This is a genomic window from Pseudomonas tritici (genome assembly GCF_014268275.3).
GTDB lineage: Bacteria > Pseudomonadota > Gammaproteobacteria > Pseudomonadales > Pseudomonadaceae > Aquipseudomonas > Aquipseudomonas tritici.
In genome coordinates this window covers 5,719,415-5,743,987 of sequence record NZ_CP077084.1, presented here as the reverse complement: position 1 = coordinate 5,743,987, position 24,573 = coordinate 5,719,415, and the positions used below count along the sequence as shown (strand labels likewise).

General features: G+C 60.8%; 26 protein-coding genes. 11 read left to right on the top strand and 15 right to left on the bottom strand.

Features of this window, described 5'->3' with window-relative positions:
- Positions 1 to 124 precede the first annotated feature (124 nt).
- The 10 genes from nrdR to HU722_RS26290 all read left to right on the top strand — a co-directional run bounded on the left by nrdR (position 125) and on the right by HU722_RS26290 (position 7,547).
- A complete protein-coding gene (nrdR, locus tag HU722_RS26335) occupies positions 125 to 595 on the top strand; it encodes a transcriptional regulator NrdR (protein WP_049713467.1) in 471 nt (156 codons plus the stop codon).
- Positions 592 to 1,728, top strand: coding sequence for a bifunctional diaminohydroxyphosphoribosylaminopyrimidine deaminase/5-amino-6-(5-phosphoribosylamino)uracil reductase RibD (ribD, locus tag HU722_RS26330; protein ID WP_065873723.1), 1,137 nt, complete (start codon positions 592 to 594; stop codon positions 1,726 to 1,728). Before nrdR ends, ribD begins: the two co-directional genes overlap by 4 nt.
- Before the next feature lie 48 nt (positions 1,729 to 1,776).
- Positions 1,777 to 2,439, top strand: coding sequence for a riboflavin synthase (locus tag HU722_RS26325; RefSeq protein ID WP_065873722.1), 663 nt, complete (start codon positions 1,777 to 1,779; stop codon positions 2,437 to 2,439).
- Positions 2,440 to 2,454: 15 nt separating this feature from the next.
- Entirely contained in the window at positions 2,455 to 3,546 is a 1,092-nt protein-coding gene (gene ribBA, locus HU722_RS26320) for a bifunctional 3,4-dihydroxy-2-butanone-4-phosphate synthase/GTP cyclohydrolase II (protein ID WP_065873721.1), read from the top strand.
- Between the two features lie 90 nt (positions 3,547 to 3,636).
- Positions 3,637 to 4,113, top strand: a complete 477-nt coding sequence (gene ribH / locus HU722_RS26315) for a 6,7-dimethyl-8-ribityllumazine synthase (RefSeq protein ID WP_003194576.1) — start codon at positions 3,637 to 3,639, stop codon at positions 4,111 to 4,113.
- Complete coding sequence (gene nusB / locus HU722_RS26310) at positions 4,110 to 4,610, top strand: transcription antitermination factor NusB (protein WP_065873720.1); 501 nt, start codon at positions 4,110 to 4,112, stop codon at positions 4,608 to 4,610. The genes ribH and nusB overlap by 4 nt, the downstream gene beginning before the upstream one ends.
- 16 nt (positions 4,611 to 4,626) lie before the next feature.
- A complete protein-coding gene (gene thiL / locus HU722_RS26305) occupies positions 4,627 to 5,595 on the top strand; it encodes a thiamine-phosphate kinase (RefSeq protein ID WP_186754940.1) in 969 nt (322 codons plus the stop codon).
- 133 nt (positions 5,596 to 5,728) lie between these two features.
- Entirely contained in the window at positions 5,729 to 6,346 is a 618-nt protein-coding gene (gene ribA / locus HU722_RS26300; RefSeq protein ID WP_065873737.1) for a GTP cyclohydrolase II, read from the top strand.
- Positions 6,343 to 6,762 carry an MFS transporter gene (locus HU722_RS26295; RefSeq protein ID WP_065891191.1) on the top strand — a complete coding sequence of 140 codons (420 nt, stop codon included), beginning with the start codon at positions 6,343 to 6,345 and terminating at the stop codon, positions 6,760 to 6,762. The genes ribA and HU722_RS26295 overlap by 4 nt, the downstream gene beginning before the upstream one ends.
- Entirely contained in the window at positions 6,759 to 7,547 is a 789-nt protein-coding gene (locus tag HU722_RS26290; protein ID WP_065873717.1) for a cobalamin-binding protein, read from the top strand. The genes HU722_RS26295 and HU722_RS26290 overlap by 4 nt, the downstream gene beginning before the upstream one ends.
- 90 nt (positions 7,548 to 7,637) lie before the next feature.
- Here the strand turns inward: HU722_RS26290 and HU722_RS26285 are convergent, their stop codons facing one another.
- The 6 genes from HU722_RS26285 to HU722_RS26260 all read right to left on the bottom strand — a co-directional run bounded on the left by HU722_RS26285 (position 7,638) and on the right by HU722_RS26260 (position 13,924).
- Positions 7,638 to 9,533: a TonB-dependent receptor domain-containing protein gene (locus tag HU722_RS26285; protein WP_065891190.1), complete on the bottom strand. Its 1,896-nt coding sequence runs from the start codon at positions 9,531 to 9,533 to the stop codon at positions 7,638 to 7,640.
- A gap of 135 nt (positions 9,534 to 9,668) precedes the next feature.
- Positions 9,669 to 11,567 carry a 1-deoxy-D-xylulose-5-phosphate synthase gene (gene dxs / locus HU722_RS26280; protein WP_065873715.1) on the bottom strand — a complete coding sequence of 633 codons (1,899 nt, stop codon included), beginning with the start codon at positions 11,565 to 11,567 and terminating at the stop codon, positions 9,669 to 9,671.
- A 110-nt stretch (positions 11,568 to 11,677) separates the two neighbouring features.
- Positions 11,678 to 12,565, bottom strand: a complete 888-nt coding sequence (ispA, locus tag HU722_RS26275) for a (2E,6E)-farnesyl diphosphate synthase (RefSeq protein ID WP_065873714.1) — start codon at positions 12,563 to 12,565, stop codon at positions 11,678 to 11,680.
- Positions 12,562 to 12,804, bottom strand: a complete 243-nt coding sequence (locus tag HU722_RS26270; RefSeq protein ID WP_003176346.1) for an exodeoxyribonuclease VII small subunit — start codon at positions 12,802 to 12,804, stop codon at positions 12,562 to 12,564. Before HU722_RS26270 ends, ispA begins: the two co-directional genes overlap by 4 nt.
- 159 nt (positions 12,805 to 12,963) lie before the next feature.
- Entirely contained in the window at positions 12,964 to 13,341 is a 378-nt protein-coding gene (locus tag HU722_RS26265) for a MerR family transcriptional regulator (RefSeq protein ID WP_065891189.1), read from the bottom strand.
- The gene (locus HU722_RS26260) at positions 13,280 to 13,924 is read right to left on the bottom strand and encodes an NAD(P)H-dependent oxidoreductase (RefSeq protein WP_065881127.1); all 645 of its coding nucleotides are present in this window, start codon (positions 13,922 to 13,924) and stop codon (positions 13,280 to 13,282) included. Before HU722_RS26260 ends, HU722_RS26265 begins: the two co-directional genes overlap by 62 nt.
- A 201-nt stretch (positions 13,925 to 14,125) precedes the next feature.
- Here HU722_RS26260 and HU722_RS26255 point away from each other — a divergent pair, with 201 nt between their 5' ends.
- Positions 14,126 to 15,157, top strand: coding sequence for a PDDEXK nuclease domain-containing protein (locus HU722_RS26255; RefSeq protein ID WP_065891188.1), 1,032 nt, complete (start codon positions 14,126 to 14,128; stop codon positions 15,155 to 15,157).
- A gap of 21 nt (positions 15,158 to 15,178) precedes the next feature.
- Here HU722_RS26255 and HU722_RS26250 read toward each other — a convergent pair whose 3' ends face one another.
- The 9 genes from HU722_RS26250 to HU722_RS26210 all read right to left on the bottom strand — a co-directional run bounded on the left by HU722_RS26250 (position 15,179) and on the right by HU722_RS26210 (position 24,170).
- Positions 15,179 to 15,613, bottom strand: a complete 435-nt coding sequence (locus HU722_RS26250; protein WP_065873710.1) for a hypothetical protein — start codon at positions 15,611 to 15,613, stop codon at positions 15,179 to 15,181.
- Positions 15,614 to 15,642: 29 nt separating this feature from the next.
- Positions 15,643 to 16,209: a hypothetical protein gene (locus tag HU722_RS26245; protein ID WP_065891187.1), complete on the bottom strand. Its 567-nt coding sequence runs from the start codon at positions 16,207 to 16,209 to the stop codon at positions 15,643 to 15,645.
- Positions 16,210 to 16,359: 150 nt separating this feature from the next.
- Positions 16,360 to 16,992 (bottom strand): isochorismate family cysteine hydrolase YcaC, encoded by a 633-nt coding sequence (gene ycaC, locus HU722_RS26240; protein ID WP_049711340.1) that lies wholly within the window; start codon positions 16,990 to 16,992, stop codon positions 16,360 to 16,362.
- Positions 16,993 to 17,096: 104 nt separating this feature from the next.
- Positions 17,097 to 17,483: a Zn-ribbon domain-containing OB-fold protein gene (locus HU722_RS26235; protein WP_065873708.1), complete on the bottom strand. Its 387-nt coding sequence runs from the start codon at positions 17,481 to 17,483 to the stop codon at positions 17,097 to 17,099.
- Between the two features lies 1 nt (position 17,484).
- Positions 17,485 to 18,663 (bottom strand): thiolase family protein, encoded by a 1,179-nt coding sequence (locus HU722_RS26230; RefSeq protein WP_065873707.1) that lies wholly within the window; start codon positions 18,661 to 18,663, stop codon positions 17,485 to 17,487.
- A 2-nt stretch (positions 18,664 to 18,665) separates the two neighbouring features.
- On the bottom strand, positions 18,666 to 20,657 hold the full coding sequence (locus HU722_RS26225; RefSeq protein ID WP_065891186.1) for an acetoacetate--CoA ligase: 1,992 nt from the start codon (positions 20,655 to 20,657) through the stop codon (positions 18,666 to 18,668).
- Between the two features lie 119 nt (positions 20,658 to 20,776).
- Positions 20,777 to 21,508, bottom strand: a complete 732-nt coding sequence (locus HU722_RS26220) for a TetR/AcrR family transcriptional regulator C-terminal domain-containing protein (protein ID WP_065873705.1) — start codon at positions 21,506 to 21,508, stop codon at positions 20,777 to 20,779.
- A gap of 75 nt (positions 21,509 to 21,583) precedes the next feature.
- Positions 21,584 to 22,855 (bottom strand): aspartate aminotransferase family protein, encoded by a 1,272-nt coding sequence (locus HU722_RS26215; protein ID WP_065891185.1) that lies wholly within the window; start codon positions 22,853 to 22,855, stop codon positions 21,584 to 21,586.
- The gene (locus HU722_RS26210) at positions 22,839 to 24,170 is read right to left on the bottom strand and encodes an amino acid permease (RefSeq protein WP_225930661.1); all 1,332 of its coding nucleotides are present in this window, start codon (positions 24,168 to 24,170) and stop codon (positions 22,839 to 22,841) included. The genes HU722_RS26215 and HU722_RS26210 overlap by 17 nt, the downstream gene beginning before the upstream one ends.
- Between the last annotated feature and the right edge of the window lie 403 nt (positions 24,171 to 24,573).

Below are 24,573 nucleotides of genomic sequence, written 5' to 3'. Positions count from 1 at the left end.
GACAAAATCCGTGGCTTAAAAGATATGAAACATAATAGTCAGCCTATATACCGTAAAGGCTATGGCTTGTCTTGCCACGGGGATGCGCTACCATGGCCCTCCCTTTATTTGTTGCCTGCCAACCATGCACTGTCCCTTCTGCGGTGCCAACGACACCAAGGTCATTGACTCGCGTCTGGTCGCCGAGGGCGATCAAGTGCGTCGCCGGCGCGAATGCCTGGCCTCTGGCTGCGGTGAACGTTTCACCACCTTCGAAACCGCCGAACTGGTATTGCCACGTCTGATCAAGTCCGACGGCAGCCGCCAGCCTTTCGACGAAGATAAATTACGCGCCGGTATGCAGCGCGCCTTGGAAAAACGCCCGGTGAGTGTCGAGCGGCTGGAAGCGGCGCTGGTGCACATCAAGCACAAGCTGCGGGCGACCGGCGAACGCGAGGTCAAGAGCCTGGTAGTTGGAGAGCTGGTAATGGGCGAGCTGCAAAAGCTCGACGAAGTTGCCTATATCCGTTTCGCCTCGGTGTATCGACGCTTCCAGGACCTCAATGAGTTCCGTGAAGAGATCGACCGCCTGGCCCGTGAGCCTGCCAAAGAATGAACCCACCTTCTGCTGAACAGGCAGTGCTCGACGCCCATTACATGGCCCGCGCCCTGGAACTTGCACGCAATGGCTTGTACACCACCCATCCCAACCCACGGGTAGGTTGCGTGATTGTGCGTGATGGGCAGATTGTCGGCGAAGGCTGGCATGTGCGTACCGGCGAGCCCCATGCCGAAGTGCATGCCCTGCGCGCAGCGGGTAACAAGGCTCGCGGTGCCACGGCCTACGTAACCCTTGAACCTTGCAGCCACTATGGTCACACCCCGCCGTGCGCCGATGCGTTGGTAAGCGCCGGGTTGGCGCGGGTGGTTGCGGCGATGCAGGACCCTAACCCGGAAGTCGCCGGGCGCGGCATGCAGCGTCTGGCCCAGGCCGGGATCGAGGTACGCAGCGGTGTATTGGAAGGTGAAGCCAGGGCCCTCAACAAGGGTTTCCTCAAGCGCATGGAACACGGCCTGCCGTTTGTGCGGGTTAAATTGGCGATGAGCCTGGACGGTCGCACCGCGATGGCCAGCGGCGAAAGCCAATGGATCACCGGCCCCGCCGCCCGCGCCGCGGTACAGCGCCTGCGCGCCGAGGCCAGCGTGGTGCTGACGGGCGCCGACACAGTGTTGGCGGACGGTGCGCGCTTGACCGTACGCGCCGCCGAGCTCGGCCTGGACGAAGCCACGACTGCCCTGGCGATGTCGCGCCCGCCGTTGCGCGTGCTGATCGATGGCCGCTTGCGCGTGCCGCTCAATGCGCCGTTCTTCAAGGCCGGCCCGGCGTTGGTCATCACGTGCGTGACCGCGGAAAACCAGTTCCCCCGTGGCCCCGAGTGCCTGGTGGTGCCGGGCGTCGAGGGCCAGGTCGACCTGCGCTCAGCACTGGTTGCGCTGGCTGCCCGCGGCGTCAATGACGTGCTGGTAGAAGCCGGCCCAAGCCTGGCGGGCGCGTTCGCCCAGCAAGGCCTGGTGGATGAATACGTGATATTCGTCGCCGGCAAGTTCCTTGGCTCCGCCGCCCGGCCTTTGCTGGACTGGCCGCTTGAGAAACTCGCCGACGCCCCCCAACTCAAGATCACTGAAATGCGCGCTGTTGGCGACGACTGGCGAGTCACTGCCATCCCGCTCCCCGCAGCGAGCGTATAATTCCCGGCCTGCGCTTGAGCGTCAGCCCCCCGTTTTCAGGAGAACGAAATGTTCACCGGCATTATCGAATCCATCGGCAGCATCCGTGCAATGACCCCCAAAGGCGGCGATGTACGCCTGCTGGTTGAAACCGGCAAGCTCGACCTGGGCGACGTCAAGCTGGGCGACAGTATCGCCGTCAGTGGCGTGTGCCTGACCGTCATCGAGCTGCCGGGCAATGGCTTCGCCGCCGACGTCAGCCGGGAAACCCTGGACTGCACCGCGATGAATGACCTTAAGGCCGGCAGCCCGGTCAACCTGGAAAAAGCCCTGACGCCGACCACCCGCCTTGGCGGCCACCTGGTCAGCGGCCACGTCGACGGCGTCGGCGAAGTCGTGGCGCGCAGCGAAAACGCGCGGGCCGTGGAGTTTCGCATCCGCGCGCCCAAAGAGTTGGCCAAATACATTGCCCACAAAGGCTCGATCACCGTCGATGGCACCAGCCTGACCGTGAACGCCGTGAACGGCGCCGAATTTGAACTGACCATTATTCCCCACACCCTGAGCGAAACCATCATGGCGTCGTACCAGCCGGGTCGCCGGGTTAACCTTGAAGTCGACTTGCTTGCCCGTTATCTGGAGCGCCTATTGCTGGGCGACAAGGCCGCAGAGCCTGCTGCCAGTAACATCACCGAAAGTTTTCTGGCCGCTAATGGCTACCTGAAATCCTGACCAAGGGGGTGCCACGTGGCGCTCAATAGCATCGAAGAACTGGTTGAAGACATCCGCCAAGGCAAGATGGTCATCCTGATGGATGACGAAGACCGCGAGAACGAAGGCGACATCATCATGGCCGCCGAGGCCTGCCAGGCTGAGCACATCAACTTCATGGCCAAGCACGCCCGCGGGCTGATCTGCATGCCCATGAGCCGCGAGCGCTGCGAGTTGCTCAAGCTGCCATTAATGGCGCCGCGCAACGGTTCGGGTTTTGGCACCAAGTTCACCGTATCGATTGAAGCTACCACGGGCGTCACCACCGGGATTTCCGCCGCTGACCGCGCGCGCACCGTACAAGCTGCCGCCGCGAAAGACGCCAAGGCCGAAGACATTGTCAGCCCAGGTCACATCTTCCCACTGATGGCCCAACCGGGTGGCACCCTGGCTCGCGCCGGTCATACTGAAGCCGCCTGCGACCTGGCGCGCATGGCCGGTTTCGAGCCGAGCGGGGTGATCTGCGAAGTGATGAACGACGACGGCACCATGGCCCGTCGTGCTGAACTGGAAGCCTTTGCCGCCGAACACAACATCAAGGTCGGCACCATTGCCGACCTGATTCACTACCGGATGATCCACGAACGTACCGTTCAGCGGATTGCCGAGCAGCCACTGGACAGCGAACTGGGCCAATTCAATTTGGTGACCTACCGTGATTCAGTGGAAGGCGACGTGCACATGGCCCTGACCCTGGGCACCATCTGTGCAGACGAACCAACCTTGGTGCGCGTGCACAACATGGACCCGCTGCGTGACCTGCTGATGGTCAAGCAACCGGGCCGTTGGAGCCTGCGCGCCGCCATGGCTGCGGTCTCCGAGGCGGGTAGCGGTGTGGTGTTGTTGCTGGGTAATCCGGTCGACGGCGATGTATTGCTGGCGCATATCCGCGAAACGGCTGACCACGTGGCGGTGAAAAAACCGACCACCTATAGCATCGTCGGTGCCGGTTCGCAGATCCTGCGTGATCTGGGCGTGCGCAAAATGCGCTTGATGAGTGCACCCATGAAATTTAATGCGATATCCGGTTTCGACCTGGAAGTAGTAGAATACGTGCCCTCCGAATAAAGGCCGGCGATTGTCGCCCCTTGTTTGCGGTTCAAATATCACTAAGGGGCGCGTCATACACGCGTCCCGGCTCTTTAAGAGATTTGTCGAATGACCCTGAAGACCATCGAAGGTACCTTCATCGCCCCCAAAGGCCGCTACGCCCTGGTAGTTGGCCGCTTCAACAGCTTCGTGGTTGAAAGCCTGGTGAGCGGTGCCGTGGACGCCCTGGTTCGCCACGGTGTGAGCGAAAGCGATATCACCCTTATCCGTGCCCCTGGCGCCTTCGAAATTCCACTGGTTGCGCAAAAAGTTGCTCAACAGGGTGAATACGCGGCCATCATCGCCCTGGGCGCGGTCATTCGTGGCGGTACTCCGCACTTCGAATACGTGGCTGGCGAATGCACCAAGGGCCTGGCCCAGGTGTCCATGGAGTTCGGCGTGCCGGTCGCCTTCGGCGTACTGACCGTTGATTCCATCGAGCAAGCCATCGAGCGTTCCGGCACCAAGGCCGGTAACAAAGGCGCTGAAGCTGCCCTGTCCGCCCTGGAAATGGTCAGCCTGCTGTCGCAGTTGGAGGCCAAGTGATTTCCGACGAGAGCGATCGTTTCAACCCACGCGACGAGCGTCCAGCCGACGCCGGTAAGCCGTCTAAGAACGAGAAGCGTCGCGCTGCTCGTCAACTGGCCACCCAGGCGCTGTATCAGCGTCAGATGGCGGGCGCCTCGCTGAACGAAATCGAAGCGCAGTTTCGCGTCGACAACGATTTCACCTTCGCCGACCTGCCGTACTTCCACGACATCCTGCACGGTGTGTATGCGCACCTGAGCGAGATCGACACGGCCCTGGCACCTTGCCTGGACCTGACCATCGAAGAACTGGACCCGGTTGAACTGTGCGTGATGCGCCTGTCCACCTGGGAACTGCTGTATCGCGTCGATGTGCCGTACCGCGTAGTGATCAACGAAGGCATCGAACTGGCGAAAGTCTACGGTTCGACCGACGGCCACAAGTTCGTCAACGGCGTGCTCGACAAGCTGGCCCCGCGCCTGCGTGAAGCCGAAGTGAAGGCGTACAAGCGCTAACCGGCGCTTGAGTCCTGTGGGCGAGTTTGAGCTGATCCGCAACTACTTCGCCGCCGCGCCTTGTGCGCAAGGCGGCGAAGGCATTGCCTTGGGGATCGGCGACGACTGCGCTTTGCTGGCGCTCCCTGCCGGGGAGCAACTGGCAATTTCTACCGATACATTGGTGGCCGGGGTGCACTTTTCGGACCCCTGCGACCCCTTCCTGCTCGGCCAACGCTCGTTGGCGGTGGCGGTGAGCGACCTGGCTGCCATGGGCGCCAACCCCCTCGCGTTTACCCTTGCCCTTACCACGCCGACGGTTGATGCCGATTGGCTGCAACCCTATGCCCTGGGTTTGAACCTCATGGCGCAACGCTGCGGCGTGGGCCTGGTGGGCGGCGATACCACACGCGGGCCCCTCAGCCTGACCCTGACCGTGTTTGGTCGTGTGCCGGCCGGGCAAGCCTTGACCCGCAGCGGTGCGCGGCCGGGTGACCTGCTGTGTGTCGGCGGCGAGCTGGGTAATGCCGCCGGGGCCTTGCCGCTGGTGTTGGGGCAGCGCAGCGCTGACGCGGCCATCGCCGAGCCGTTGCTGGCGCATTACTGGTCGCCACAACCGCAGTTGGCCTTGGGCCTGGCACTGCGCGGCAAGGCGACGTCCGCGATGGATATTTCCGACGGGCTTCTGGCCGATTGCGGGCATATCGCCAAGGCTTCGTCTGTCAGCCTGCTGATCGAGCGTCAACAGTTGCCCTTGTCCGGGGCGCTGCTGGCGTTTGTCGGCGATGACCAGGCACGCGTGGCGGCGTTGAGCGGGGGCGACGACTACGTGCTGGCGTTTACCCTGCCATCCGCCGAATTGGCGCCGCTGCAGGCCGCCGGCTGGCCGATCCATGTGATCGGCCGAGTCGAGGCGGGACAGGGCGTGACGCTGCTCGACGCTAACGGACAGGACATCACCCCCGCCATCCGTGGCTATCAACACTTTCGCGAGACGCGTGAATAGCAGCGCTGCATAGAAGCAGAACAAAGGCCAATCAAACCGATTGATCTTTATCAGCGATAATTCAGCTTAAGCGTCTGTAGGAACGTGCTGTTACAATGGCTGCCTCTGTAAAAACTGAAATCAGGAGCACATGGTGCCCATCGTTTTCGTCGCCGCTTCCAAGCTGCCTACCCCTTTTGCCACGTTCACCATGAGCGGCTTTCTTGAAGAAGCCACCGGGCGCGAGCACGTTGTGCTTAGCCTGGGCGATATCGCGGATGGCGCGCCGGTGCTTGGGCGTGTGCACTCCGAATGCCTGACCGGCGATGCACTGTTCAGCCAGCGTTGCGACTGCGGTTCGCAACTTGAAGCGGCTATGCGAGCTATCGCGCGCGAAGGCCGTGGCGTGCTGCTGTACTTGCGTCAGGAAGGCCGCGGCATTGGCCTGATGAACAAGATCCGCGCCTACGAGCTGCAAGATGGCGGTGCCGATACCGTGGAGGCCAACGAGCGCCTGGGCTTCGCCGCCGATCAGCGTGACTACGCGATCTGCCTGCCGATGTTGGAGTATCTGGGCGTCAAATCCCTGCGCCTGATGACCAATAACCCGCGCAAGGTCAAAGCCTTGACCGAAATGGGCATCACCGTTGCCGAGCGCGTGCCGTTGCACACCGGGCACAACCCGCATAACAAGCTCTACCTGGCCACCAAGGCCAGCAAGCTCGACCACATGATGGGCAACGAGCACCAGGGCGAGGTCGACCGCGCGTGACTCGTGGCCAGGTGAAACGGCGACTGTCCTTCAATTGGTGGCAGTACCTGGCGCTGGCGCTGCTCCCTTTGTTCGTGATCAACCTGGTATTTGGCAAGGCCCAGTCCTTGCTGCCGGTGCTCGCCATGCCGTTCTTTATTGCCGGCGTGGCCTCGATGTTCCTCAGCCTGCGCTACTTCAACGGCTATAAACATGCGTTGATCGCGACCTCCAAAGCCCTCGATACCCCCGAAGAACCGGCTGCCTGGATTACCTTGGCGGCGCGTCGGCGCGCGGCGTTGCTGGTTGCCGCCGTGCCAGCCTGGATCGGTGCGTTGGCGGTGTTTGTCGGCCTTGAAGCCGTGCCGCTGTTCCTGCTGGTGCTATCGACACTCGTGCTGTTTTACCTCTACCGCATCCCCCGTCAATTGGGATGAGGTGTCACTGGCTGGCGTTCCTGCTGCTGGCATTGAGTGCCCAGGCGTTGGCTGCCGAACGCGTGATCAGCCTGGCGCCATCGCTGTCTGAAATCGTCGCTGAACTGGGCGCTGCCGACCTGCTGGTGGGCGTGCTCGACGGCGGCGATCGCCCGGCAGCCTTGGCGCAAGTACCGTCGGTGGGGCGTTACGGCCAACTGGACATGGAGCGCCTGCTCAGTCTCAAGCCCGACCTGATCCTGCTGTGGCCCGGCAGTGTCGGCCCGGCCCAGCGTGAGCAGTTGCAGCGCCTGAACATTCCGGTGTACGTCGCCGAACCCCACAGCCTTGAACAACTCACCACCCAAGTGCAGGCCATCGCCGAACAATTAGGTCGGCCTGAAGCCGGTCGGCAGTTGGCTGCACAGTTGCGCCAGCGCCTGGCCGAACTGCGTCAGCGTTATCAGCGGGCCGAACCGTTGCGGGTGTTCTACCAAGTGTGGAACCAGCCGCTGTACACCGTGGGCGGCGGGCAGATCATCAGTGATGCCTTGAGTGTGTGCGGCACGCGCAATGTGTTTGACGACCTCACGCTGCCCGCGCCGCAGGTGAATATCGAGTCGGTGTTGCAGCGTGATCCCGAGTTGATTCTGGTGGGGGATCAGGCGCAGAAGGAGGCCTGGAAGGTCTGGCCGTCGATGGCGACGCGGGTGCGGGTGGTTCCGGACAAAGGCCTGGAGCGGCCCAGTGGGCAGATGTTGGAGGCGGTGGCGAGGTTGTGTCAGGTGATTGCACCTGACCTGTGACACCGCTATCGCAGGCAAGCCAGCTCCCACAGGGAAACGCATTCCAAATGTGGGAGCTGGCTTGCCTGCGATGAGGCCTGTACGGCCCACTCAGATCTCAGGTGTCCAGGTAACCCCAACCATCCACACCCGGCCTTCTTCACGGTAATCCTGATTGTTCAAGAACCCCGGGTCGTTATAGCTGTAACGCGCCCGTGCATACGACTTGTCCAACAGATTATCGACCTTCAGCGACAACGCCACTTCCCGATTCAACGCCCAACTGCTGCGCAATCCCAGCAAGGCATACCCGCCAAGGCGGTGTGTGTTGTCTTCATCGTCATAGCTGCTGCTGATGGCCTGCCAACTGGCACCTACCCCCAGTTTGTCGAACTGCCGATCCAGATCCAGGCTCAACGTACGCCGCGCCCGTCGGGCCAGGGTGTGGCCGCTGTCACGGTCGCGCGGGTCGATGACCGCAAGCCCCAGGTTGCCCTGCCACCCAAACAGCTCTTGCTTCAGCGCGGCCTCAACGCCATCGATGCGCGTCGACGCCACGTTTTGGGGCTTGCTGTTACTGTCGAGAATGATCGCGTCGCTCAAGTCGGTGCGGTACAGCGAGGCCTCCAGGCGCGTGCTGTCGCTCAACTGGCTGCGCCATTGCAGCTCGTAGCTTTTCGAGGTTTCGGGCTGCAGGTTGGGGTTGCTGTACTTCGTATCCGGGTAATACAGGTCGTTGAAGGTCGGCGCACGAAAGCCTTCGCTGTAGCTCAGCAGCACGTCGTTGTCGGGGTTGACCGGCACGGTGACGGTGCCGCTCCAGCTGTTCTGCCCGCCAAATTGCTGGTTCTGGTCGCGCCGTATCCCCAACTCGGTGGAAAACCATTCGCCGTGGAACCGATGTTGCACAAAAGCTGCACGGTTCCAGCGGCTGTTTTCGGTAAAGGTGGTGGAGCCGTGGAAGCGGTCTTCGTACCAGTCGCCGCCGAGAATCAGGCTGTTCTGGTCATTCAGCGTCAGGTCGTTCTGCCAGTTGACCGAGTCGCGGTACGTGTTGAACACGCTGAAGTCATCGCTGAGGGTGTCGCGCTTGGTGTCGCGGTTCTCGCTATGGCCCAGCTCCAGGCGCGATTGCCAGCGCTCGTTGAGCCTGGCATCGACATAGCCGCTGGCGCTGCTCACCGCGTAGTCGGTGTAGGGCTTTTGCCCAAGCGTTTGCCCGGTGGCGACGTCGTAGCGGCCGAAGCTGTTGTCGTACTCCGATTTGCCACGGTTATCCAACAGGTTGAAACCGGCCTCTAGCTCATCGCTGAAGGAATGGCTCAGGTTCAGGCTGAGTGACTGGTTGCGGTAGGCGTCGTGGTCGCCATCGCTTGGGAATGACGTGTGCGTCGAGTTGATGCCCGCGGTTTCATCCAGGCTCGCGCCGAGGTTGAAACGGGTGTGCTCATCACCGCCGGACAGGCCAAGGCTACGCTCCCAGGTCTGGTTGCTGCCGAAACCGAGCTTGAGGCGTGGTTGCAGGCCTTGCTCGGTATTACGCCGGGTAAACACCTGGATCACCCCGCCAATGGCATCGCTGCCGTAGATCACTGAGCGTGAACCGCGCAGCACTTCCACCCGTTCAATCTGGTCGACGTTCAGGTACTGCAAGCCGCTGTCACCGGAGGTGGTATTGGCGATGCGCTGACCGTCCACCAGCACCAGGCTCTGTGCGGATTTGGTGCCACGCATATAGATGCCGGGCAGGCTGCCGCGGCCGCCAGTCGGTGCTATTTGCACGCCAGGAACGCGGCTGAGCAGGTCGGTGAGGCTGGTGGGTTGCAGGCGATCGATGTCATCGCGGGTAAACACGCTGTTGGCGGCGCTGCTGTCGTTGCGCGCCTGCACCTGGCGGTTGGCGCTGATGACGACGTTGGGGAGTTTCAGGGCGTCGTCGCGGCTGTCTGCGAGCAGGTCGGTGGCAGGCAGAAGGAAAAGGGGCAAGGCATAGCGAAGGCGTTTCATTGGCTGTCCATGGCATTTAAAAACAATGCAAACCAATGTGGGAGCTGGCTTGCCTGCGATGCAGGCACCTCGGTCTGTCAGCGTAACCGAGGTGATGCTATCGCAGGCAAGCCAGCTCCCACATTTGAATGTTGTTTACAGGTTCAGGAGTGCCATGCGCTCGCGCACCGAAGCCTCAATCCCGGCCTCATCCAACCCGCACTCCGCCAGCATCTGCGCCGGCTTGGCGTGTTCGACGTACACATCCGGCAAGCCCAGGTGCAGCACTGACTTGAGGATATTCTCCCGTGCCAGGAACTCGCTGACCGCCGCACCGGCGCCGCCCATGATGGCGTTTTCTTCGACGGTCACCAGCAGCTCGTGGCTACCGGCGATCTCGCGCACCAAGGCTTCATCCAGTGGTTTGACGAAACGCATGTCGACCACGGTCGCGTCGATCTTCTCGGCGACTTTCAGGGCCTCGGCCAGCTGCACGCCAAACACTAGGAACGCGGTCTTGCTGCCCTGGCGACGCACGATGCTTTTGCCGATCTCGATCGGCTCCAGGTCTTTTTCGATCACGGCATTCGGGCCATTGCCGCGAGGGTAGCGCACGGCCGCCGGGCCGTTGTACAGATGGCCGGTGCTGAGCATCTTGCGCAATTCGTTTTCGTCGCTCGGCGTCATCACCAGCATGCCGGGGATGCAGCGCAAGTAGGACAAGTCGAAGCTGCCCGCGTGGGTCGGGCCGTCTTCGCCGACCAAACCGGCGCGGTCGATGGCAAACAGCACGTCTAGGTTTTGCACCGCTACGTCATGCACCAACTGGTCGTAACCGCGTTGCAGGAACGTCGAGTAGATCGCTACTACCGGCTTGGCGCCTTCACAGGCCATGCCGGCGGCGAATGTAACTGCGTGCTGCTCGGCAATCGCCACGTCAAAGTAGCGCAGCGGGAAACGTTCGCTGAACGCCACCAGGTCGGAGCCTTCCTTCATCGCCGGAGTAATGCCCACCAGGCGCGGGTCGGCGGCGGCCATGTCGCACAGCCATTCGCCAAACACACCGGAATACTTAGGCCCGCTGGCTTTTTTCGGCGCAGCGGCGGGGGCGTCCAGCGGTTCCAGCTTGGTGATTGCGTGATAGCCGATCGGGTCGACTTCTGCCGGGGCAAAGCCTTTGCCTTTCTTGGTGACGATGTGCAGGAACTGCGGGCCCTTGAGGTCACGCATGTTGCGCAGCGTGGCAATCAGGGTCGGCAGGTCGTGGCCGTCGATAGGGCCGATGTAGTTCCAGCCCAGCTCTTCAAACAGGGTGCCAGGCACCAGCATGCCCTTGGCGTATTCTTCGGTGCGCCGGGCAATTTCCCACGCGCCGGGCAGGCGCGAGAGCACCTTCTTGCTGCCTTCGCGCATGCTGGCGTAAGTGCGGCTGGAGAGGATTTTTGCCAGGTAGTTGGACAGGCCACCGACATTGCGCGAGATCGACATGTCGTTGTCGTTGAGGATCACCAGCATGTTGGCGTCCACTTCCGGCGCATGGTTCAGCGCTTCGAAGGCCATGCCGGCAGTCAGCGCGCCATCACCAATCACGGCAATCGCCTTGCGATCGCTGCCTTGCAGACGGGCGGCAATCGCCATGCCCAGCGCTGCACTGATGGAGGTGCTGGAATGGCCGACGCCAAAGGTGTCGTACTCGCTCTCGGAGCGACGCGGGAAGGCAGCAACGCCGTCCTTCTGGCGCAGGGTGCCCATTTGCTCGCGGCGCCCCGTAAGGATTTTATGCGGATACGCCTGATGGCCCACGTCCCACACCAGCCGGTCGTCCGGGGTGTCGAACACGTAGTGCAGGGCGATGGTCAGCTCGATGACGCCCAGGCCAGCACCAAAATGCCCACCGGTCTGGCCGACCGTGTAGAGCAATTCCAGGCGCAACTCATCGGCCAGGGTTTCCAGCTCGGCTTCACCCAACCGACGCAGGCCGTCCGGCGTGGCAGCACGGTCGAGCAGGGGCGTGGACGGGCGCTTGCGGGGAATCTCTTGAAACGTCGTGGGCATCAGGCGAATCGTTATAGGTATAGAAGAGGCGGCAGTTTACCTCAAGCATCGCAAACTGCCCACGCAGAGCGCCGAACTTGGCCGATATGCGGCTGAAATGGCCGCTGTAATCAGTGCCGGCGTTCGACGATATACCGCGCCAAGTCACGCAGTGGCTCGGCCGCCGCGTCGAAAGGTCGCAGGGCGTCCAGGGCCTGGTCGCGCAGTTCCAAGGCATAAGCCTTGGCCGATTCCAGCCCTAGCAGCGCAGGATAAGTCGGTTTGTCCCGTGCGATATCGGCGCCTTGGCGCTTGCCCAGGGTGGCGGTGTCACTTTCTACGTCGAGAATGTCGTCCTGCACCTGGAACGCCAGGCCAACGGCCAGCGCGTAGGTCTTCAGCGCCGCCAATTTAGGGGCTTCGGCCCGCCCACTGGCAAGGGCGCCCAAGTGCACGGCGGCTTCGATCAAGGCGCCGGTCTTGTGTCGGTGCATGTATTCCAGGGCGTGTTGATCAAGCTTCTGGCCCACCGAACCGAGGTCGATGGCTTGGCCACCGACCATACCGGCGGGCCCTGCAGCCACGGCCAGGGCGGTAACCATACGCAGACGGATGTCGGCGTTGACGCTGCTCAGCGCCGGGTCCAGCAGTGCGCTGAACGCCAGGCTTTGCAGGCCGTCACCGGCGAGGATCGCGCACGCTTCATCAAACGCTTTGTGGGTGGTCGGCTGGCCGCGACGCAAATCATCGTCGTCCATCGCCGGCAAATCGTCATGCACCAACGAATAGGCGTGAATCAACTCCACCGCACACGCCGCGCCATTCGCCTGTTCGGCCGGCGCGCCCAAGGCTTCACAGGCCGCATAGGCCAGCAACGGGCGCACGCGCTTGCCGCCATTCATCACGCTGTAGCGCATGGCTTCGTAAAGACGCTTGAGTTCGGGGCTTGGCGCAACAAACAAAGGTTCCAACGCCGCATTGACCCGGGCTTGGCTACTGGCCTGATACGCGTCGATCATTCGGGCTGTTCCGCATCGAAAGGCTCTTCGGCCAACTCCCCGTCACGTTCCAGCAATACCTGGACCTTCTGTTCCGCCTGCGCCAAAGCGCTCTGGCAGTCGCGGGTCAGGCCGATACCTTGCTCAAACGCTGTCAACGAGTCTTCCAGCGACAACTCGCCGTTCTCCAGACGCTCGACCAGGGTTTGCAGGTCGGCGAGGGATTGTTCGAAATCGAGTGCAACTTTTTTGCGGGCCATGGCGGCTATTCCGGTAGACGGTAAACCGGCGCGACACTAGCAGACATGGGGATTCTGGGCAAATGAGCGGGGGAGGATGCCGTGGTGTGTGAGCCGAATAAGCGGATTATTCGGCTCATCTGATGAGCCGATTAGCCATATTATTCGGCTCATGAGCCGTCAGGTTCTCTGCGCTACTGACAAGCACTGTCCTTGTGCATCCTTCAGCTGTGCCTCAAATGCCAGCAATCCCATGTGCATCTTCTGCAATTCGGCAATGTGCACGGCCAGTTCCTGTTTTTTGACAGCGATAGCCTGGTCCGCCCGGTCCCAAGGCAACGCGTCGCCTTGATGGCCTCGGAGAATGTCCTGCAACTCCTTGAGCTTGAAGCCCAGTTGCTGCGCGCACTTGATAAACATCAACAGCTCAACGCTTTGCGCCGAATAAACCCGGTACTGGCCCAGACGCTGTGGCGCCGGCAGCAGCCCGATCGCCTCATAGTGACGAATTGCCTTGATCGTTGTGCCCGACAACTGCGCGGCTTTGCCGATGTACATGAAAACTCCCTTTTCCCAGTAAAGCGCCTGCTTGTTTCAGCCACCTGTGCCGCTGCGCCGCAGTAGAGCCCAGTACCGGCCCGAACAGCAACGTCTTGATCGGCTTGATGCCACACAACCCCAACGTGGTCTTGCGCATCTGATGGATGCCCGGCATGCGATAGAACCAGCGGTAATACCACGCAGGCGTGTCCAGGGTCACCAACAGGTGCGCGGTCCGGCCTTTCAACAGTTTGTCAGGGAATGCCTTGCCAGCACGGTATTTGAAGGCAAAGCCGGGCAGGAAAGTTCGGTCGATAAAACCTTTCATCAAGGCCGGGATGCCGCCCCACCAGATTGGGAAAATGAACGTCAGATGGGTGGCCCAAAGGATGTCGGATTGTGCACTGAGCAGGTCGGGCTCCAGGGCTTGGACCTCGGAGTAGCCGTTGTGCAAGACGGGGTCGAAAGCCAGGTCGCCCAAGCGTAAGACGCGCACCTCATGGCCGGCGTCTTTTGCGGCGTGGACGTACGTTTCGGCCAGGGCTGAACAAAAGCTGGTGGCGGAGGGGTGTCCGAGGATAACCAAGGTGCGCGGGGTCATGGGAGAGGTCCTGAACATGGCCTTTCAGGGTAAGGGTTGCCGTATAGGGGAGAGTCAAGCGTGGGGCCGCAATACGCCGATCTGCAATGGCCAGCAGGACGTTTCTGTAACCGTTGAAAGGCCCTTCCTGAAGCGTTCCTGGCCCCTTGTGACAGCACATGCCCCTGACTAGCCTGCCTCAACACACAAGAGTGCAATGGCATGAGCGATACCGCTATCGGCTTGACCCAACCGCCTGCGGGCTATAACGACTGGTTGACTGACCTGAAAGGCCGCATCCATTCGGCGCAACAGCGCGCAACGCTGGCGGTAAACCGAGAACTGGTGCTGCTCTACTGGCAGATCGGCCAGGACATTTTGACCCGCCAGGCTGAGCAGGGCTGGGGCAGTAAAGTCATTGATCGTCTTGCCCAGGATTTGCGTGCGGCCTTTCCCAAAATGAAGGGATTTTCACCGCGTAATCTTAAGTACATGCGTGCTTTCGCTGAGGCGTGGCCAGACTCGGAATTTGTGCAAGGGGTGCTTGCACAATTACCTTGGTATCACCAACTGGCGCTGCTGGACAAACTCCCCGGTCCCGAAACCCCCCGCTGGTACATCGCCCAGGCGATAGAACACAACTGGTCGCGCAACACGTTGGTCATGCAGATCGAAAGCCGATTGCTGGAGCGCAGTGGCAAGGCCGTCAGCAATTTCGAAAGCCATCTGCCCAAACCTCAATCCGATTTAGCGCGCGAATCGCTGAAAGACCCATACCGTTTTGATTTCCTCAGCCTGGGTTTGGACGCGCACGAGCGCGACATAGAAAACGCCTTAATCAAACACGTCACTGATTTTTTGTTGGAGCTGGGCGCCGGTTTTGCCTTCGTTGGCCAGCAAGTGCTGCTCGACGTTGGGGGCGATGAATTCTTTGTCGACCTGTTGTTCTATCACCTGAAGCTGCGCTGCTACGTGGTGATCGAACTGAAGGCGGGCAAGTTCAAGCCCGAGCACCTGGGGCAGTTGAGTTTTTATCTCGCGGCCGTCGATGCCCAGCTCAAACACCCGCAAGATGGGCCAACGATTGGCCTGCTGCTGTGCAAGAGCAAAAACGAAGTCGTCGCCGAATATGCATTGCGCGACAACAACCGACCGATGGGTGTGGCTGAATATCAACTGGTTGAGTCGCTGCCCGCTGAGCTGCAAACGGTTTTGCCTAGCATTGAGCAGATCGAGCGGGAGCTGGCGGATTAGAGTGCGAGAGGGCTGCGAGCCCTAGAACCCTGGCGGAATATACCCCGGCACATACGGTATGTTGATGCACTTGCCATGGAGGATGCGGCCATCCTCAATCCTGAACAGCACGATCTTCTTGGCCTTGTTTACGGTGGCCTCAAGCTTGCAATCCGAACTGTGTCCAACGCTCTGGTAATACTCCGTATAAACCATGCCGTTTCCGGTGTGGTTCATTGAAGTTCCCGCGGCTTCGGTGGTGTTCCAGGAAGACGACTTGTACCAAGTCATCACCACCTGCGTTTCGCCACTGGGCCCGTTCTGCTTTTTCATCGAGTCGGGTTTGCCGAATAAATTCAGCGCTTCCTGAGCATCCCTGCCTTCCCAGCGCGATTGTGCAATCAGGTGGCAGCCGTTAATAAAAAGCGTGGCAGGTAACAAGAGTCCTGCCAGCAACAGCCTTGTCCATGTAGGCATAGTGAATCCTTCGTGTAGGTGCGTGCTGTTCAGGGCTTGTTGCCCAACATATCGTCGAGGTCATCGATCATCTGACTCTTCTCCTGAGTCGGCCCCAACTGCTGGAACATGGCCTTGGTGGTCTGGATCATCTGCAGGTGGGTCATCTTGCCCATGGCGATCGTGTCTTTGCTCTTGCCCGGTTCACAGACAAACGCGAGCGTGCGATCGCGCCAGAACTCCTTGGGCGTTTGCCAGGTTTTGGAGACCTTCAAGTGCTTGAGCGTGTAGGAAAATTGCGCGACCGACTGCCCGTTGAGGAAGCGCACTTTGCGCGTGGGGCACTGCACCTCGATGTTGTACACATCGATCATCGGCTTGCCCGGGTCCTCATACACCAGAGTGACGGCCACCAACTGGGCGCCCTTGGTATGGTTCGAACGCACCACGGAAGTACGGTCGGCCACATACATCACGTTTTGATGCGCCCGGCCGTTGCCGTAGATGATCCACCAGTCGCCGACAGGTTCTTGCTCGTCGGCGAGCGCCCACGTGGCACTGGCCAGTAAGGCTGTCAGGAGTGCCAGGTAGTGTCCGGCCTTGGTTAGCGTATTCAACTGAGTTCTTCCTTGAGGCTTCAAACACCTGAAGGACTTTAGTGTTGCGACTGCACAGTAACAATTAGGGCAAGTGTGCTAATGGCGTACTGCTAGCTCCACGAAAAAAGCCTGCTTTTCAGGGCAGGCTTGTTGAATGAAACGGTTGGCTTAGTCCTTACGCGCCGTCAGCGCCGAGTAACCATTCATCAAGTTGCGGTAGTTCGGAATACGCTGGGACAACAGATTGCCCAGGCCTTCGATATCGTTGCGCCAGTCGCGATGCAGCTCACAGGCCACCGAGAACCAGTTCATCATCTGCGCACCGGCTTGGGTCATCCGGCTCCACGCCGCCTGCTGCACGGTGGTGTTGAACGTGCCCGAGGCATCGGTTACCACAAATACATCAAAGCCTTCCGCCAGTGCCGACAACGTAGGGAACGCGACGCACACATCCGTGACCACACCGGCAATGATGATCTGCTTGCGGCCGGTAGCCTTGATCGCCTTGACGAAGTCTTCGTTGTCCCACGCATTGATCTGGCCAGGGCGAGCGATGTACGGCGCGTCCGGGAACATTTCTTTCAGCTCCGGCACCAGCGGGCCGTTGGGACCTTGTTCGAAGCTGGTGGTGAGGATGGTCGGCAGGTTGAAGAACTTGGCCAGGTCCGCCAGGGCGAGCACGTTGTTCTTGAACTCGTTAGGGGAGAAGTCTTGCACCAGGGAGATCAGGCCGGTCTGGTGGTCGACCAGTAGAACTACGGCGTCGTCTTTGTTCAAGCGGTTGTAGGTTGGCGTGCTCATGGTTGAATCCTTTTTTGTTTAAGTGGGTTTGGCGTTGCGTTCAACATGGGCACAGATTAATGGGTGGTTGGCGGGTGATAAATCGGCTGTGGCGTGTCTTACCGTCAACCTGTAAGAGACAATCGAAAGGCAGGTATTTTTTGCCCATTGGGCGTCGGCGCGAAGGTCACCTCAAGCCGTTGCCCGATATGCAGCTGTTGCCTGTCCTCGCACTCGATGACGGACAACATTGTCGGTCCCTCGTCGAGCGTTACGTAGGCGATGCAATACGCTTCATCGTCTCGCCCGCTGTAGCTGAAGCTGTACAACGTGGCGTTGCCGCTGGCGACGATCCAGTCGGTGGCTGCACTGCCAGTAAAAGGGCTGTGGTCGCGGGGGTAGAAAAAGGCCTTGCCAGTGTCGAGGCAGCGGCGCAGCAGCAGTTGCTCCCGGTTGGCCGCTTCCCAGAACGGCGCGCTTTCGGGGGTGATGTGCGGTGAGGTCAGGTGCATATCAGAGTCGCTCCAGAATGAGAGTAGCGCTGCCATGCCGTGAGCCCAGCAATCCACCGGTGCCGTGGGCCAGGGCCAGCGCGCAGTCAGGCCTTTGCACCGCTGGGTGTGCCTCGCCACGTAACTGACGCACAGCCTCTATCAGCCTGGCCATGCCGCCGCGATTGCCGGGGTGGTTGTTGCACAGCCCGCCACCGTCGGTATTGATCGCCAACGGGCCCACGCCGCTGATCAATTTACCGTCGGCAACGAAAGCACCGCCCTCGCCGGGGGGGCAGAAGCCTAGGTTTTCCAGCTGGATCAATACGGTGATGGTGAAGCTGTCGTACAGCGAGGCGTAGCGGATGTCGCTGGGTTTGAGCCGTGCCTCGGCGAAGGCATCGGCGCCAGACTTCACCGCGCCCGAAGCCAGCAGGTCGAAGTAGCCGCCGTTCAGATGACTGAGTGAATAACCTGCACCGATGGGTGTAATCAGCGGCCGCTTGAGTGCCTGCGCAATGGACGGATGAACCACCACCAACGCGCCACCGCCGTCGCTGATCACACAACAATCCAAGCGTCGCAACGGGGCGGCGATCAGCGGTGAGTTCAGCACATCGTCCACCGTCACTATGTTGCGCAACATCGCCAGGGGGTTGTGCTGTGCATGGTGCGACGCTGCGACTTTGATCCAGGCCAGTTGCTCGGCGGTGGTGCCGTGCTCGTACTGATGGCGCATCGCGCACATCGCGTACAGGTTGGTCACGGCGGCGCCGTAGGGCATTTCAAAGGGGCCTTCGCAGGTGGTTTGGGGCTGATCGAGGTGGCTGGCGTCCGGCCGTTGGCGCCTGGCACGCGGGCGTCCGGCTTGGGTGATCAGGGCGACGGTGCAGCGCCCGTCGGCAATCGCGCGTGTAGCTTGGGCGACGTGATGCAGGTAGGACGAACCCCAGCTTTCTGTGGTCTCCAAGTGCCGAGGATGAATGCCCAGGTACTCGACCATGGAAAAAGGCCCTACACCCGGAGCATCCCAACCGGGTACGTCGCCGGCGCAAAAGTAGCCGTCCACGTCGCTGAGGCTCAGCCCCGCATCCGCCAGGGCGCCGCGGGCCACGTCCGCGTGCAATTGCGCGAGGGAGCGGTCCACCGCATGCCGTGTGGGATGTTCGTAGGCGCCGACGATAAATGCGTTGCCCTTCATGGTTAACGACTCCGGCGGGCGTATTCGATGAAAAACGCCAGCGCCTGCGGATCGCGCATGGCGCTGAGGTTGGCGACGTTTTGCGGCTCGTGCCCCATCAGGATTCGGCGCACCGGCACTTCCATTTTTTTACCGGTCAGCGTCAGGGGAATCAGCGGCACCGCGAGGATCTGGTCCGGTACATGCCGGGGCGTACACGCCTGGCGCAGGCATTCACGCACGCGCTGCTGCAAGGCATCGTCCAGCACCGCGCCGTGACGCAGTTGGACAAACAGCGGCATGAAAAAACCGCCTTCGGGCAGGTCCAGATTCACGATCAGCGCATCGTCGATTTCTGCGATGGGCTCCAATGCCCGGTAGATTTCTGCTGTACCGATCCGCACCCCAAAGCGGTTCAGCGTGGCGTCCGAACGCCCCAGCACCTGGCAACCGCCACGGGCATTGAGCAAGAAAAAATCCCCATGGCGCCACACCCCTGGCCAGGGTTGGAAATAGCTTTCGCGGTAGCGCTCGCCCCCAGTGTCATCCCAAAAGTACACCGGCATCGACGGCATGGGCGACGTCACCACCAACTCGCCAACCTGTTCAACCACCGGCCGACCATTTTCATCAAGCGCATGAACCGCCACACCCAGGGCGCGCGCCTGGATTTCACCGGCATACACCGGCAGCGTCGGCACGCCGCTTACCAGGCCCGTGCAAATGTCCGTGCCCCCGCTGCCCGTGGTCACCCAGATATCCGTTTTGAGGTTGCGGTAAAACCAGGCATTGCACTGCGGCGAAACCGGCGAGCCAACCGGCATCACGGTGCGCAGCGCGCCCAGGTCAAAGCGCTCACGGGGCACTACGTCGTAGCGTTTCATCAACTCGATATAAGTCGGGCTGGTGCCGAAAAAGCTGGCGCGGCTGTCCTGCACGATCTGCCACAGCGTATCGATGTTCGGCCAGGTCGGATGGCCGTCATAGAGCACCGGCCGTACTCCGCAGAGCAGGGCGCTGAACAAGGTGTTCCACATCATCCAGCCTGTGGTGGTGAAGATGAATGCTGTATCACCGGGGCGAAAATCCAGGTGTAGATGCAGTGCCTTCAGTTGCTCCAGAAGTATCCCGCCATGGCTGTGTACGATGGCTTTGGGCAAGCCAGTCGTGCCGGAAGAAAACAGCACCCATAACGGATGATCGAAGGGCAATTGTTCGCAGTGGAAATCGGCAGCGGGCACCGTAGGCCGCCGGAGCAAGGCGCGCCAATCGATGGCGTTGGCAACCGTCAGCGGTTCATCGGGAAACAGCGCTGGCAGCACGATGACGTGTTCGATACTGCCCAGCTCGCGGGCAATGTGCCGGACCTGTTCGCGTCGATCAAACGCCTTGCCGCCATAGCGATAACCGTCCACCGCCAACAGCACCTTCGGCGACAATTGCCGCACCCGGTCCAGCACGCCCTCCGCACCGAAATCCGGCGAGCAACTGGCCCAGACCGCACCGATGGCCGCACAGGCACACAGCGCGATCATCGCCTCGGGAACATTTGGCAAATAAGCCACCACTCGATCACCCGGCATCACGCCCACTTCCCGTAGGTAGGTCGCCAGGGTGCGAACCTGACGGGCGAAGTCACTCCACGGCAGGCCTTGCAAGGCAACCGTTTCACTCTGGTAGAGCAGTGCGTCGCCTTCGCGTTCATTGCGCAGAATGTGTTCGGCAAAATTCAGTCGCGCACCGGGAAACCACTGCGCACCGGGCATCGCACGGTCACCCAGCACCGCTTGGTGAGGGCTACTGGCCTGAATGTGAAAATGATCCCAGATCGATTGCCAGAACGCTTCCGGCTCATCGACGGACCACTGCCATAGCGGGTGGTAATCGGCGAATCTGAGCTTGCGTTCGTGCCTCAGCCAACTCAGGTAGTGAGTGAGGCAAGCGTGTTGAAGAAGCTCAGGGGAGGGCTGCCAGAGCAGTTGCCCCTGGGCCACGTCGTTGAATCCAGTCGCCACGATAAAAGACCTCTGACGTTGTTGTTATTCGGGTCATGGGGTGCTCTTGCGTGGCGGACTGTAGCGACAAATTGTACGACGTACAATTGGTGGTGTGTCTGGTTTTGCTGTGCGAATTTTCAGCGGCGGGCAGCCAGGGTTTCCAGGCCGCAGAGGAGGGTGTCGACGTAGAACGTGAAGCTCTCATCCAGCGCCGCGTGCACGCCATTTTGCCAGCGCAGGCTGAAACCGCGATTGCTCAGTTGGTCCATATTCTGCGCGAGCGTGGGGTGCTGTTCTGCATCGATGGCCCGCAGCTTCTCCTGCACTTGGCATTGCCATGCCTCGGTATTATCCGGCAATGGCGCGTACTCCAGCGTCGTGAAACCGGTAAGAGCAGCGATAAACGTATTGTAGGCGGCGGCCAGGGAAGGGCCGCTGAAACCCGCTTGTTGCAGTGCTGCCAACACACCCTCGACCAACGTGAAGTCGGTGCTGGCGTTGGACACCAATTGCGAACCCAACAACGGCGCGATGTTCGGATGCTGGTGCACGGCATCATGGCAGTTGACCATCGCCGCACGCAGGTAGTCCTGCCAGCGCCGCTCCTGAGGCTCTGGCGCAACGTGTTCCAGGACTTTGGCCAGCACTTCACTCAACAACAACTCGCGTGATGAGACGTACCAATAGATGGCCGTCGGGTACACACCCAGGCTGCTGGCCAGGTTGCGCAGGCTGCATTTGTCCAGGCCTTCGCGATCGATCAACGCCAGGGCGGCGGTGATGATGGCGTCTTTGTTCAGTGGGCTCTTTGCATCTTCGCCAGCGGTTTTTTTACGCCTGCCTCGTGGGTTTGCGGTTTTGCTGGTCATTATTGTGGGTTCCGGTTGAGCGACGGCGAAAGGATAGCGGTTCACCGATTCGCTGTCGCTCTTGCGCAATAGCCGTCAACCCCCTCCGTAGCGCTCGACGAACGCTTGCGTGGCCGTGACCAGTCGGCTCAGCTCGCGGTCAGTCAGCGGCAAACTCAGCGCAAACAACCCGCGCCGCGCGCTGTAGATCCCACATTCGAGCAGGTGAAAGAAGAACAGGTCGCGCAGGTCGTTTCGGTCCGTTGGGATATCTGACGGACGACGAATCGGTAAGCCCGTGGGATGCAGATTCATCACCGATCCTTGCCCGGTAAATTGCATCGACATGGGCGCCAGCACCTCATTGAGCTGGCCGCGCAACCTGTCGCCACGGGCATTGAGTTCCAACGCTGCTTCGCGGGTGTACACCTGCTCCAGTCCGGCGATGCCCGCCGCCATGGTCAGCACATTGTTATTGAACGTGCCCGCATGGGACAGGCATCCATGGCGCGGGTCAAACTGCGCCAGGATGTCCCGCCGCCCACCGAGCACGCCGCACGGCAGGCCGCCGCCGAGGTATTTGCCCAGGGTGATCAGGTCCGGAGTAATGCCGAGCTTTTCCTGCAACCCGCCGGGGGCCAGGCGCGAGGTCATCACTTCATCGAAGATGAGCAGCGTGCCATGGGCCTGGCTCCTTTCCCGTAACCCTTCGAGAAACCCCGGCTCGGCACAGATACACCCGCCCGCACCCAGCATCGGCTCCACCAGGATGGCCGCAATGTCGACATGCTCATGCAGCAAACGCTCGACGCTGTCCAGGTCGTTGTAGTCGGCCAAGTAGACCCGATGCGGCACATTCATCGCCGTGCTTGCCCCGGCAAAACTCAACACACCGCCGTGATAACCGCCGTTGAACGCGATGACTCCGCTGCGCCCGGTGTAGGCCTTCGCCGCCGCCAGCGCGAGCAGATTCGCCTCGGTGCCGGAGTTGGTAAACCGCACCTGCTCGATACAGCCGAAGCGCTCCACAATCAGTGTTGCCAGCCGCGCCTCCCATTCCGTATGGGCGCTCAGGTTCAGCCCATTCGCCATCGCCTTTGTCAGCGCATGGGTAATCGCCGGATGGGAGTGTCCATACAGCGCTGCCGTGTATTCCGCGAGGAAGTCGACGTAGCGGTGCCCATCCAGATCATCGAGAAAACACCCGCTGCCGCCTGTCATCACCAACGGAAACGGCTCATAAAACAGCACCGAGCGCGTGTTGCCGCCGGGCATCACCTGCGCGGCCCACTCCAACTGGCGCGCACTCTTGGGATTGGCCCGGATGTACCGTTGAATGCAACGCTCCAACTCAAGCTTGCCAGGCATCACTCACCCCCTTCGACGCAGCACGTTTCGGATACACCAGCATCAATAAGCCAAACCACGCCGCCGCCACGTAAAACGCCGCGCGCGTTTCCGGGTCGCGGATCACCAACACCGTCAGCACGCCCAGGTAACCCAGCACGAGCACACTGCTGACCTTGGGCCAGGGCAGGCGGTAATCCACTTCTGCCAGCTCGCTGCGCTGCACCTTACGGCGATAGGCCATATGCGCGGTGATGATCACCATCCACACCCAAATCAACAGGCCCAGGATTCCCGTGATCAACAGGCTGAAAATGCTCTCCGGGATCAAATAATTCAGCAGCACCCCCACTAGCAAAATGGCGGTCGACACCATCAAGCAACGGGCCGGCACCTGTTGCGGGCTCAACACCTGCAGCTGACGCGGCGCCTGCCGGATATGCGACAGCGCAAACAACATGCGGCTGGTGGCAAACAGTCCGGTATTGCACGAGGACGCCAGCGCGCTGATCACCACGAAATTGATAAATCCGGCCGCCACACCCAGCCCAGTACTGTCGAACACCATCACAAACGGGCTTTGCGCGGTGTCGATCTGGTTCCACGGGTACAGCGCCATGATCACAGCGGTCGACCCCAGGTAAAAAATCGCCATGCGCCACAGGATGCTATTGATCGCTCGTGGCAAGGTGCGCTGCGGCTCGGCCGTTTCCGCCGCCACCAAACCAATCACCTCCACCCCGGCAAAGGTAAACGCGGCGACAGGCACCGCGAACCAGAAGCCCTTCCAGCCATTCGGAAAAAAACCACCGTGCTGCCAGAGATTCGCGACTGAGGGTGTCGTCTGCGCAGACGTCTCCAGCCCAAACAACAAAATCACCAACCCCGCCCCAATCAGCCCGACAATCGTCAACACCTTGATCAACGCCAGCCAGAACTCCACCTCACCAAACGTCTTCACCGCAAACAGATTGATCACCATCAACACGCCGACAGTGACCAGCGCGGGAATCCACTGCGGCAACTCCGGGTACCAATACTTCATTAGCAAGCCAATCCCGGTCACCTCCAGCACCCCGACCAGAATCCAGATCATCCAATACGACCACCCCGTGATAAATGCCACCCGCGGCCCCAAAAACTCCTCCGCATACGTCGCAAACGACCCACTGCTGGGCCGATACAACGACAACTCTCCCAGCGCCCGCGCAATCAAATAAACCATCCCTCCACACAATGCATACGCCAGCAACAGCGCCGGCCCCGCCGTGGCAATCGCCTTGCCCGACCCCAAAAACAATCCGGCCCCGATAATGCCGCCGATAGCGATCAACATGACGTGGCGCTCCTTGAGCGATCGCGCCAAGCCATGGTTGGAAGAGTGAAGCGGTGTTGTAGACATCAGCATTCCCCTGGCTGCATTACGCAGCAGTGGTTGAGGGTGAGCCCGGCTTGAGCCGGTTTTATTGTACGGTGTGCAATAAGCAGGTTTTGGGCCAGCGGAGAGGGGAGTCGGGGAATTGGCGCTTAAACGGTTTGTTTAGATATGTGTGTAGGACGTTTCATTTGATGTTTATGCGATGGGGGTAAGGTCGGGGGGTGTCACCTGGGAACACAGGTGGGTGGGGGGAACACGGGAGTGAGTGGGGTGTGATTTTCAAAGGCCAGCAGGACTGATCCTTTTTGCTTGCAGGGCGTTTCCCAGGGAGCGCCTATCGCTTGCCCAGCTATTTTTGATG

Coding starts and splice junctions, on each gene's coding strand:
- nrdR (WP_049713467.1), top strand. CDS start 125: ATGCACTGTCCCTTCTGCGGTGCCAACGACACCAAGGTCATTGACTCG.
- ribD (WP_065873723.1), top strand. CDS start 592: ATGAACCCACCTTCTGCTGAACAGGCAGTGCTCGACGCCCATTACATG.
- HU722_RS26325 (WP_065873722.1), top strand. CDS start 1,777: ATGTTCACCGGCATTATCGAATCCATCGGCAGCATCCGTGCAATGACC.
- ribH (WP_003194576.1), top strand. CDS start 3,637: ATGACCCTGAAGACCATCGAAGGTACCTTCATCGCCCCCAAAGGCCGC.
- HU722_RS26290 (WP_065873717.1), top strand. CDS start 6,759: ATGAGGTGTCACTGGCTGGCGTTCCTGCTGCTGGCATTGAGTGCCCAG.
- HU722_RS26285 (WP_065891190.1), bottom strand. CDS start 9,533: ATGAAACGCCTTCGCTATGCCTTGCCCCTTTTCCTTCTGCCTGCCACC.
- dxs (WP_065873715.1), bottom strand. CDS start 11,567: ATGCCCACGACGTTTCAAGAGATTCCCCGCAAGCGCCCGTCCACGCCC.
- ispA (WP_065873714.1), bottom strand. CDS start 12,565: ATGATCGACGCGTATCAGGCCAGTAGCCAAGCCCGGGTCAATGCGGCG.
- HU722_RS26270 (WP_003176346.1), bottom strand. CDS start 12,804: ATGGCCCGCAAAAAAGTTGCACTCGATTTCGAACAATCCCTCGCCGAC.
- HU722_RS26265 (WP_065891189.1), bottom strand. CDS start 13,341: ATGTACATCGGCAAAGCCGCGCAGTTGTCGGGCACAACGATCAAGGCA.
- HU722_RS26260 (WP_065881127.1), bottom strand. CDS start 13,924: ATGACCCCGCGCACCTTGGTTATCCTCGGACACCCCTCCGCCACCAGC.
- HU722_RS26255 (WP_065891188.1), top strand. CDS start 14,126: ATGAGCGATACCGCTATCGGCTTGACCCAACCGCCTGCGGGCTATAAC.
- HU722_RS26250 (WP_065873710.1), bottom strand. CDS start 15,613: ATGCCTACATGGACAAGGCTGTTGCTGGCAGGACTCTTGTTACCTGCC.
- ycaC (WP_049711340.1), bottom strand. CDS start 16,992: ATGAGCACGCCAACCTACAACCGCTTGAACAAAGACGACGCCGTAGTT.
- HU722_RS26235 (WP_065873708.1), bottom strand. CDS start 17,483: ATGCACCTGACCTCACCGCACATCACCCCCGAAAGCGCGCCGTTCTGG.
- HU722_RS26230 (WP_065873707.1), bottom strand. CDS start 18,663: ATGAAGGGCAACGCATTTATCGTCGGCGCCTACGAACATCCCACACGG.
- HU722_RS26220 (WP_065873705.1), bottom strand. CDS start 21,508: ATGACCAGCAAAACCGCAAACCCACGAGGCAGGCGTAAAAAAACCGCT.
- HU722_RS26215 (WP_065891185.1), bottom strand. CDS start 22,855: ATGCCTGGCAAGCTTGAGTTGGAGCGTTGCATTCAACGGTACATCCGG.
- HU722_RS26210 (WP_225930661.1), bottom strand. CDS start 24,170: ATGTTGATCGCTATCGGCGGCATTATCGGGGCCGGATTGTTTTTGGGG.